The sequence below is a fragment of the Chloroflexota bacterium genome (genome assembly GCA_016875535.1).
GTDB lineage: Bacteria > Chloroflexota > Dehalococcoidia > SHYB01 > SHYB01 > VGPF01.
This window is the reverse complement of record VGPF01000060.1, coordinates 1-10,037: the sequence shown is the minus strand read 5'-3', so window position 1 is coordinate 10,037 and position 10,037 is coordinate 1. Positions and strand designations below refer to the sequence as shown.

Sequence of the window (10,037 nt, the reverse complement as noted above, 5' to 3'; positions counted from 1 at the left end):
CCATACGTTCCTCTACTTCCATAGTAAGTACTAACGTCAAGTGGGGAGAGGACAAGAGGGTCTACCACCGAGAGCACAGAGGGCACAGAGATGAGGAGGGAACAGAGGAATGCAGGAGCGAGGAGGTGGCGATGGCGGGGAGAGGGTGAGGCGTAGGGGCGGCCCGATTGTATCGGGCGAACGCGGCGCGCGCCCTCCGGCGACCCTGGCATAGGGACAAGGCTCGGATAAAGGAGGAATAGAGCAATCGCATCATGGCGATAGGCAATTCACACCATGATGGCATCCGGCGGCCCCGGTACGGTACGTCATAGAGCCTTTCGCGACGAACCAAGAAAGGGGCAGGCGATGGCACGAACCTATCACGTCATCTCGTCCGATTCCCATGCCGTGGAACCGCCGGATCTATGGCAAAAGTGGCTGCCGAAGAAGTATCACGACCGCGCTCCCCATCTCGTCTCTGACGGCCAGGGCGGCGACGCCTGGCAGATGGAGCCCGGCCGCGCGCCTGACCCCATCGGCCTCACTGTCATCACCGGCCAGGGCTACGAGAAGATCAACTGGTACGGCTTTAGCTTCAAGAACATCAGCCCCGCCTGCTATGACGGCAAGGAGCGGCTGAAGGCGCTCGACTTTGACGGCGTGGACGGCGAAGTCATCTTTCCGCCGCAGCGCACCATGGGCTACTTCATCCGCCACAAGGATTCGGAATACCAGATGGCGGGCGTCCAAGCCTTCAACCTGTGGGTGAAGGAAGATTTCTGCGCCGCCGACCCCTCCCGCCTCAAGGCCGTCTACCAGATCCCCAACGTGGGCGTGGAGACCGGCGTGGCCGAGCTGAGGCGCGCAAAAGAGCAGGGCTATGTGGCGGTGGGCCTCACGGCCTGGCCCTCCGGCCAGCCGCAGCCTTCGCCGGAGGATGATCCCTTCTGGACGGCGGCGGAAGAGGCCAAGATGCCCGTGGCCATCCACATCACCCTGGCAGGCTACGAGCGCCCCGGGGGAAGGACGCCCGCCTACAACCGCATGACCGGACTCGCCACCGGGTTCGCCGCCATGCCGATGATCATGGTGGACCTGATCTTCAGCGGCGTCTTCGACCGGCATCCCGGCCTGCAGATCATCTCCGTGGAGGCCGGCTGCGGCTGGGTGCCGTACTTCATGGAGCAGATGGACGACCGGTACTGGCGCGACCGCACCTGGAGCAAGCTGCGCCTCAACCGCCTGCCCAGCGCCTACGTCCCGGACCACTTCTACTTCTGCGTCGTCCGAGATTTCTTCGGCATCCGCACGCGGCATGAGACGGGGATAGACCGCATCCTGTGGGCCAGCGACTTCCCGCACCACATCAACGATTTCCCCTACTCCCGCCGGGTGATCAACGAGATGTTCGGCGGCATCTCCGCAGAGGAGCGGCAGAAGATGGTCTGCACGAACTCCGGGAAGCTCTTCGGCTTCATCCCCTGACCAGGAGGCAAGAGCGGACCCCCCTCTCTTTCATTCTCTCCCACAACGGTTCGCGGACGAACCTGGGGAGAGAAGAGGAGACATCATCAGAGAGCCCCACACCCTACCTTGGAGGAACGCGATGCAGTTCGGCACCTTCGTCCTGATGAACGGCCCCGAATGGAAGTCCGATAAGCAGATCTACGATGAGGCGGTGGAGCAGGCGGTCCTAGCGGAGGAGCTGGGCTTCGATGCGATCTGGCTCGCGGAGCACCACTTCAGCCGGTACGCCATCCTTGCCGACCCGATGATGCTCGTCACATACCTGGTGGCACGGACCAAGCGCATCACCATCGGCCTCGCCGTTTCGATCCTGCCCTTCCACAACCCGCTTCTACTGGCTGAGCAGGGAGCCATCGCCGACCTGCTGAGCAACGGGCGCTTCGTGATGGGCATCGGCCGGGGCTACCAGAGCCAGGAGTTCCAGAAGCTGGGCCTGGAGATCGCCGACAGCCGCGAGCGCTTCCTGGAAATCTATGACGTCCTGAAGCTGGCCTGGTCGCGCAAGGAGTTCAGCTACAACGGCAAAATCTTCAAAATCCCGCCGACGCGCGTCTATCCCGATCCCCTGCAGAACCCGTATCCGCCCATCGCCATCGCCACCTCCGGCACGCGGGAGACGATGCAGTGGGCCGCCCAGCAGGGCCTGCCCTTCATCAGCGGCGGCGCATTCCCGGAGATGGAAGGCGTCCGGAAGCGCATCGAACAGTACGTGATTGACGCCAAAGAGGCCGGCTGGTCCCAGGACCACATCGAGCGTTGCCTGGATGCCTCGCCCTTCTCCCGCAGGATCTACGTCGCCTCCTCCGATAGAGACGCCTTCGAGCGGCCGAAGGAGCACGTCCTGTGGTTCCACAATAAGCTCATGGAGAACGGCCTGCCGACGGATAAGAAAAAGGAGGCCAGCTACAAGGAGCACATGGAACGGATGCGGACGCGCTCCCTGCAGACGTACGACGATATCTGGAAGCAGGACCTCTATGCGACGCCGGACAAGATGACGGCGGCCATCAAGGTCCACCAGCAGATGGGCATCCGCAATCTAGTCGGCTGGTTCAACTTCGGCGGCATGCCAAACGACATGGTGGTGGCCTCCATGACGCGCTTCTCCAAGGAAGTGATGCCGGCATTCAAGCCTGTGGGGGCGAGGAGGTAAGGGAGTAGGGGAGGGCTGGCCTCTCCCATGGAATCGGAGCCCTCTTAGTAGGCCAGGGATCCGGGGAGGGCGCTCCGGTGCGGCTCCGGTGCGGCTCCGATGCAGCATGCGGTCCGAGCAGTCCGGACTCATAGGAATGAGAGTGAGGACACGCGCTCCGGTGAAGCACACGGAGTCCTTCAGAAAGGACCGCGCTCGTCCGATGGAATCGGACCGGCCCTACGGGATGTGGGTTGCCGGGGCAACCTCTGAAAGATGGGCGTGCCGCGCCGCAGTCGGGAGAGCTTGTCACGCCCCTACGCAGGATGAGGAATCGGGTTGCGGGGCAACCCAAGACCGATACACCCTCACCTTCCGGGAAACATCGGGGCCGAGGATACGGCCTGAAGACAAATGTTTCTCTGGCGCCTCTCCCCAACGGTTCGTGGGAATAAACCTTGGGAGAGGCACAAGCCAGAACAGGGAGGGCATGGGGCAGGCGCCCCTACTGGAGGAACTGGTCGAAGAGGGTGGCGATCTCGTTTTCTGGGAGGCCGAGGAAGTCTTTGCAGATGGAATAGGTGTGCTCGCCGAGGAGGGGGGCGCGCAGGGTAGGCGACGGGTCTACGTCAGAAAGGCGGAAGGTGCTGGTGTGGGTGTAGTGCAGGCCCATCTCCGGATGGTTGAGGCGAACGAAGTGCCCGCGATGTTTCAGCTGTGGGTCGGAGAAGAGGTCCCGGTAGTTCTGGACCGCGCCTGCGGGGATCCCCGAGGCTTGCAACGCCCGCATAAGCTTGTGCTTGTCCCAGGCGGATGTCCACCCGCTCATCAGCCGGTCTAGCTCGACCTGCTGCTCCCGGCGCTGCTTGAGCGTGGCGAATCGAGGATCGCTCGCCCACGGTTCGCCGATACGCTGTGCGAGGGCTTGCCATTCGGCATCGCTCGTGACGGCGATGGCGCACCACTCATCGTCGCCGCGGCAGGGATAGACGCCGTGGGGCGCGGCAAGGTCATCGCGGTCGCCCATCGGCTTACGCGCGACGCCGTTTGCGGCGAACTCGAGAAAGGAGGGGGCGAGGAGGGAGAGGATGGACCCAAGTATCGAGACCTGGATGTGGCTTCCCTGCCCGGTGCGCTCCCGGCGGTGGAGGGCGGCAAGGACGGCCGCGAGGGTGTAATAGGCGGCAAGGTGATCGCCATAGGCCAGGTAGGGACCGATGGGCGGCCCATCTTCCCAGGCGGTGAGGTAGGAGATGCCGCTGAGGGCCGAAGCGTTGTTGCCGAAGCCCTTGAGGTTGCGCAGGGGACCCTCGTGCCCGATGAAGGCGATGCGCGCCATGATCACTTTCGGGTTGACCTGCGCGATGTCCCTGTGGGCGAGTCCCCATTTCTCCATGACGCCGGGGGCGAAGGAGTCAATGACGACGTCAGCCCAAGGGGCAAAATGCTTCTTGATGAAGCCTGCCGCGCCGGGCTTGCTCATGTCTATGCCGAAGGAATACTTGCTGGAGTTGGAGAAGGGGTAGTAGAGCGAGTGGTTCATCCCCACTGCACCGACATAGGGAGTGCTGGTGCGACTGGAATCGGGCCGAGCATCGGACTCGATCTTGACGACGGTGGCCCCGTAATCGGCGAGGAGCCTGGTCACAACGGGGCCGGCAACGGTGGCGGTAAGATCGAGGACTTTGATACCGTCCAAGGGTTTCGAAGGCGAAGTTCCGCCTTTTGGAATAGGCTTTCTCTTGGGGGCTTGCGGCGGAGCGACCTGAGTCGGCGCACTTCCGGAGGGAAGGCCAAGGAGAGCGGTAAAGATAGCATTGTTATCCCGGCCAATAGCAGGAGCGAGCGCTGAGGGATCGGCGGGCTCACCGACAAATCTGACGGGAGAGGCGGGGTGCGGGAGGGCGTTCGCGCGTTCCGGATGAGCGACGCCTTGCCAGAGACCGTGTCCTTTGAAGTGGTCGCTCGTCACCACGTCCGGGATGGTGTTGATGGGGGTGATGAAGAGGCCGCGGGCGAGGGCGCCTTCGAGCAGTTCCTGTTTCGTCTTTGTGAGGAAGAAGGCGGCAAGGGCATCGCTGAGGGCATCGGCATCCGCCTGCTCGAGATTCGTCGGGTCGTAGGTGGCCGAATCTATCTGATGGAGGGCGGGAGGGGCCATGCCATCGGCCTTCATCCATTCGACGAGGCCGACGAGGCCTCTCGATAAGATCCCGGTGCCCATGGTGATGTAGAGATAGCCATCCTTGCAGGCGTGGACCTGCTTGAGAAGCGTTTTTCCCCACTGGATACGAACTCCTCCGCGCTTGGAGATCGTCCCATGGGCGATGTAGTGGGCGAAGGACTGAAAGAGCATCCATGGGCCGAGCTGTTCGATGGACTGGTCTACATGTCGGCCACGGCCAGTCCTGGCGCGATGCTGGAGGGCAATGAGGGTCGCGCCCACCGAAGAGACGGCGGCATACTGGGCCGCCTGCTCTATCCCCCCAGGCCGGAGGGGCGCGCGGCTGGGATCGCCAGTCATCCACATATAGCCGCTCATGGCCCAGGAGACGAGATCCGGGCTTTTGTAGGAGGCGAAGGGGCCGGACCGGCCGAAAGGCGTGATGGAGGTGAGGACGACGGGCGGGTGCGCCTGGGAGAGATCGCGATAGCCGAGGGAAAGGGAGTCCAGACGGCCTGGGGCAAAGGACTCGATGACAAGATCGGAGGTTTGGACGAGGCGGAGGAAGCGAGCGCGGCCTGAGGGATGGGCAAGATCGAGGGTCACGCTGCGCTTGTTGAGGTTGAGGGCAGACCAGAAGAGGCTTTTCTCCAGGTGAGGCGTTCCGCCGAGGAACGGGCCGCGATGGCGCGAGGGAGCGCCGCCGGGCGGCTCGACTTTGATGACCTCGGCGCCGAGATCGGCGAAGATTTTCCCGGCGAGCATGGCGCCGTCCTCGGTGAGATCGAGGACGCGCCAGTTGGAGAGGAGGTCCATTCTCTGGGTGGTCATTGGCACGATCGGCAGTAGGCCTTCAGCGATGGATGGAAGGGACGCAACCCATAGTAGCTTGAGAGTCATGTCTTGGCGAATTCATGGGGGAGGGGGGACCTGACTTCACCCTCTCATCCCTCTCGTAGCTCTGGGAAGAGCACAGCGAGGCGAGGGACGCTTTGTTGGTTGCGGCCGACGGGTTCGCGAGGTGAGTGCTCGCTTGCAGGTCTTGAGAGTAATCACAAGTCAATGTAAAGAATCGGATGAAGATAAGAAGAAAGAGATTTCGGAGACCTCACCCTGGCTTTCTCCCGGCCGCTCCGATGAATCGGAGCTGGGAGAGGGTAGGGGCGCGTGGTGCGCCCGATGGGGAGGGGCCGGCCCTACGGTCTTTTCTTTGCGGCGAGTTTGGCCATCAAGCGCTCTTCTTTGTCCATCTCAAGGAGATGTTCCAGGAGGAGCTTGGCGGCGTCTTTATCCAGGGGGTTGTTGTTGTTGCCGCATTTGGGCGATTGGATGCAGGAGGGACAGCCTGAGGCGCAGGGACATTCGCCGACGGTCTTGAGGGTGGTCTCCCAGAGCTCCCAGACCCGGTCGTAGCCGCGCTCGCTGATGCCGATGCCGCCGGGGTGGCCATCGTAGATAAAGACCTGGGGCTTGCCGGTGTCCGGGTGGAGGGCCGTGGAGACGCCGCCGATATCGGCGCGGTCGCACATGGCGAAGAAGGGGAGCATGCCGATGGCGGCGTGCTCGCAGGCGTGGAGGCCGCCGGGGAGATCGAGCTTCAGCTCCTCGATCTTCCGGAGAGCGCGCTCCGGGAGGTCGAACCAGAGGGCGACGGTTACGAAGGACTGGGTCGGCAGGTTAAGGGGCTCATCGGAGATGACCTCCTCAGTGAACTGTCGTTTCTTGCGGAAGCCGACGATGGTGCGCGAGACGTCCACCTGGCCCAGGTGGACCGCTGTGCCGCCGACGACCTTGCGGGAGACGAGCTTTTGGATGGCGATGTCCGTGATATCTCGGGTGACGGTGTAGTAGGGCTCGGCGTGAGGGCGGGCGAAGGCCGTTTTGGACGGGATGTCCAGCTTGGTGATAACGTAGGGATCGCCCTGGTGGAGGTAGACGGCCCCCTGGTGGAGCTGGCTATAGGCGACGGCGGAGTCCACGGTCTCGAGGAGGGCTCCGGTTTTTTCGTCCACGACCTGGTAGAGGGCGTCGGACGTGGAGCGGATGTTGATCCGCTCGGCAGGGTAGGTGACGCCCGTGCTGGGGAACCATCGGTTGTTGCGCTCCTGGACCATGCCCTGGCGCTCCAACTCCTTCAGCAGGGGCCACATCTCTTCGCCAAAGAGGGCTTCATCGCGGGGGGTGATGGGCGATTCGAAGGCGGCGCAGAGGAGATGGGGCTTGAGGATGTAGGGGTTGGCGGGCGAGATGAGGGCGTTTTCTTGCGGCTTACCGAAGAAGGTTTCCGGGTGACGGGCGAAATACTGGTCGAGGGGATTATCGGAGACGACCATGATGCTGAGAGAGCGCTCGCCGCGGCGGCCGCTGCGCCCAGCCTGCTGCCAGGCGCTGGCGATGGTGCCGGGATAGCCGTTAAGGATGGTGGCATCCAGGTCGCCGATGTCTATGCCGAGCTCCAGGGCGTTAGTGGCTGAGACGCCGAGGAGTGCGCCGCTGAAGAGTCCCTTTTCGACGGCGCGGCGGTCTTCGGCCAGGTAGCCGGCGCGATAGGGCTTGATGCGGGAGACGAGCTGGGGGGCCTCTTCGCGAAGGCGGTCGCGGGTGTAGATATAGATGAGCTCGGCGAGCTTGCGGGAGCGGCTGAAGGCGATGGTGCGGACGTTGCGCTCCAGGAGGTCGGTGAAGGCGAGGGTCGTTTCGCTGTGGGGACTGCGGCGCGCCATGCGGTTTTCGTCCACAAAGGGCGGGTTCCAGAGCAGGAAGTCCTTGCCGCCATAGGGAGAGCCGTCGTCGTCCACGACCTCGAAGGAGCAGCCGGTGAGGCGTTCGGCATGCTCGCCGGGGTTGGCGATGGTGGCGCTGGACAGGATGAACTGGGGGACGCTGCCATAAAGGGCGCAGGCGCGGCGCAGGCGGCGAACGATGGAGGCGACGTGGGAGCCGAAGACGCCGCGATAGACGTGGGACTCATCGAGGACGACGTACTTGAGGCTGGCGAGGAAGGCGCGCCAGATGTGCCGGTTGGGGAGGACGCCCATGTGCAGCATGTCCGGGTTGGTGAGGACGAGCTGGGCGGAGCGGCGGACCTCGCCGCGCTCATGGGAGGGGGTATCGCCATCATAGGTGGCGGCGCGAAGGCCACGCGGAAGGAGGCTGGCGAAATCGCCGAGCTTGCGGAGCTGGTCTTGGGCAAGGGCCTTAGTAGGAAAGAGGAGGAGGGCACGATTGGCCTTGTTGGCGAGGGCGGATTCCACGATGGGGATGGTGTAGCAGAGGCTTTTGCCGCTGGCGGTGGAGGTGGCAATGGTGACGTTGCGCCCAGCGCGAAGGGCGTTGACGGCACGGGCCTGATGGGAGTAGAGACCCGTGATGCCGAGGGCGGCGAGGCGGGCTTCCAGAGCATCCGGGAGGGGGCGATCAAGGTGGCCGATGCGAGAGGAGCGCTTCGGGATGGCCTGGCGGTGGACGACCTGCCCACGGTACCAAGGCTGCTTCTTGAGGTTATCTAGAAAAGCTTCTGTGTTCATGAGCCCCTAGCCGATTAAGATCCGCGATACTTGGCATCATCCAGTGTACCTGCGGCCACAAGGAGCGATTGGCGTGGCGACGGTCGTTGCTGACGCAGACGATGCCGAGGAGGGCGGTCTGCCAACTCTCGTTTTCGCCGACTTCGGCGATGGCAACGTTGAAGCGGCTGCGCGCCCGGGAGGCGATGGAGTGGACGATGCGACGCTTCCCTTTGAGATTATCGTTTTCCGGGATGCGAAGGGTCACCGTAGCTATACCGATGTGCATGGCAACATTATAGGAGGGTTCGTGGATCAAGGAGCAGAGAGCGAGGTTGATAGGAAGCAGGCATGCGTTCCGATTCCTGAAAATCGAAGTCACTTTTATGACATATGTTGACGTGATTTGCCTGATGCCTATAGAATTGTGACAAGTTTTACAAATGGGCTGGGGGCGAGCCGCTACCCACCGATGCAACAGGTATCCAGCGCGGAGAAATCGCGAACCGTTAGCCGAATGTTTGGCAGGATCGCCAAACGATACGACCTGGGCAACAGGGTCATCAGCCTCGGGCGCGACCAAGCGTGGCGGCGCCAGACCGTCGCGAAGCTGGCCCCCACCGCAAAGGACGATCTGCTCGACATCGGCGCGGGAACGGGCGACCTGACGCTCTTGATGGCGAAAGAGGCCCGCTCTGTCACAGCCTTAGACTTCAGCCACCCGATGGTGGTGATCGGCCAGCGGAAGGCGACGGAGGCTGGGCTAGCGCGAAAGGTCTCCTTCGTCACAGGCGATGCGCTGCACCTGCCGTTCCCGGACGAGAGCTTTGAGGGGATCGCGACGGCGTTCACGGTGCGCAACCTGGCGAAGATGGAGCAGGGATTCGCCGAGATGCGGCGCGTGCTGAAGCCGGGCGGGCGCCTGGTCTGTCTTGAATTCACAAATCCGCGCTCGCGGATCATCCGTTTCTTTTATCGTCCGTACCTTCACCATATCTTGCCGGTCCTTGGGGGAATCTTGACGGGAGACGGGGCGGCTTATCGCTATCTGGCGCGCTCCATCAGCGCCTTCCCCTCAGTTGAAAGCCTGGCAGAGGCGATGCGCGCCACAGGCTTCGCGCGAGTGGAGTGGACGACGATCAATCTGGGCACAGTGGCGATCCATGCGGCGCACAAAGAAGCATCGCCCGTCGCGATGAGGGCCGCGGCATGAGGACAAGCTCTGAAGGCGGCAGCAACATCCCGGAAGTCGTTATCCTGCGCCTACCGCTGTACGTGCGCATCCTGACGCAGCTGCGCGAAGAGGGGATAGACGTGGTCAGCTCGCGAGACCTGGGCGAGCGGCTGAATGTGACCCCGGCACAGATCCGCAAGGACCTGAGCTACTTTGGGCGCTTCGGCAAGCAGGGGCGCGGCTACAACGTGAACTACCTTGTGGGAGAGCTGCGGCGCGTCCTTGGTCTAGACCGCGATTGGAATGCGGCAGTGGTGGGCGTCGGACGCCTAGGGCGCGCCATCATCAGCTATCCAGGCTTCGCGCCGGAAGGGTTCAAGGTTGTCGCTGCTTTAGACTCGGACCCCTCGCAGGTGGGGCGCCAGATGGACGTGGTCACGGTGCGGCCGATGGACGACTTAGGCCGGGTAATCGCGGAGCAGAAGATAGACATCGGCATCGTGGCGGTGCCTGCGGCCCAGGCGCAGCCAGTGATCAACCGGCTAGTGGAGT

General features: G+C 63.1%; 7 protein-coding genes. 4 read left to right on the top strand and 3 right to left on the bottom strand.

Annotated elements, in window-relative coordinates:
* Nucleotides 1–276 precede the first annotated feature (276 nt).
* Nucleotides 277–1,467, top strand: coding sequence for an amidohydrolase (locus FJ039_11880; GenBank protein MBM4406850.1), 1,191 nt, complete (start codon nucleotides 277–279; stop codon nucleotides 1,465–1,467).
* Nucleotides 1,468–1,588: 121 nt separating this feature from the next.
* Nucleotides 1,589–2,662: an LLM class flavin-dependent oxidoreductase gene (locus FJ039_11875; protein MBM4406849.1), complete on the top strand. Its 1,074-nt coding sequence runs from the start codon at nucleotides 1,589–1,591 to the stop codon at nucleotides 2,660–2,662.
* Between the two features lie 484 nt (nucleotides 2,663–3,146).
* On the opposite strand, the gene FJ039_11870 is transcribed toward FJ039_11875, so the two are convergent.
* From FJ039_11870 to FJ039_11860, 3 genes are all read right to left on the bottom strand, one after another.
* Nucleotides 3,147–5,705 (bottom strand): CoA transferase, encoded by a 2,559-nt coding sequence (locus tag FJ039_11870; protein ID MBM4406848.1) that lies wholly within the window; start codon nucleotides 5,703–5,705, stop codon nucleotides 3,147–3,149.
* Between the two features lie 296 nt (nucleotides 5,706–6,001).
* Nucleotides 6,002–8,332 (bottom strand): DEAD/DEAH box helicase, encoded by a 2,331-nt coding sequence (locus tag FJ039_11865; GenBank protein ID MBM4406847.1) that lies wholly within the window; start codon nucleotides 8,330–8,332, stop codon nucleotides 6,002–6,004.
* The gene (locus FJ039_11860) at nucleotides 8,307–8,600 is read right to left on the bottom strand and encodes a DUF503 domain-containing protein (protein MBM4406846.1); all 294 of its coding nucleotides are present in this window, start codon (nucleotides 8,598–8,600) and stop codon (nucleotides 8,307–8,309) included. Before FJ039_11860 ends, FJ039_11865 begins: the two co-directional genes overlap by 26 nt.
* 183 nt (nucleotides 8,601–8,783) lie before the next feature.
* Between FJ039_11860 and ubiE the strand changes: the two genes are divergently transcribed.
* Together ubiE and FJ039_11850 are read left to right on the top strand one after the other, a co-directional pair.
* Nucleotides 8,784–9,524 carry a bifunctional demethylmenaquinone methyltransferase/2-methoxy-6-polyprenyl-1,4-benzoquinol methylase UbiE gene (gene ubiE, locus FJ039_11855; protein ID MBM4406845.1) on the top strand — a complete coding sequence of 247 codons (741 nt, stop codon included), beginning with the start codon at nucleotides 8,784–8,786 and terminating at the stop codon, nucleotides 9,522–9,524.
* Nucleotides 9,521–10,037, top strand: a 517-nt coding sequence (locus tag FJ039_11850; protein MBM4406844.1) for a redox-sensing transcriptional repressor Rex, incomplete at its 3' end; no start/stop codon positions are given. The genes ubiE and FJ039_11850, both read left to right, overlap by 4 nt.

Coding starts and splice junctions, on each gene's coding strand:
- FJ039_11880 (MBM4406850.1), top strand. CDS start 277: ATGATGGCATCCGGCGGCCCCGGTACGGTACGTCATAGAGCCTTTCGC.
- ubiE (MBM4406845.1), top strand. CDS start 8,784: ATGCAACAGGTATCCAGCGCGGAGAAATCGCGAACCGTTAGCCGAATG.
- FJ039_11860 (MBM4406846.1), bottom strand. CDS start 8,600: ATGCACATCGGTATAGCTACGGTGACCCTTCGCATCCCGGAAAACGAT.
- FJ039_11865 (MBM4406847.1), bottom strand. CDS start 8,332: ATGAACACAGAAGCTTTTCTAGATAACCTCAAGAAGCAGCCTTGGTAC.
- FJ039_11875 (MBM4406849.1), top strand. CDS start 1,589: ATGCAGTTCGGCACCTTCGTCCTGATGAACGGCCCCGAATGGAAGTCC.
- FJ039_11870 (MBM4406848.1), bottom strand. CDS start 5,705: ATGACTCTCAAGCTACTATGGGTTGCGTCCCTTCCATCCATCGCTGAA.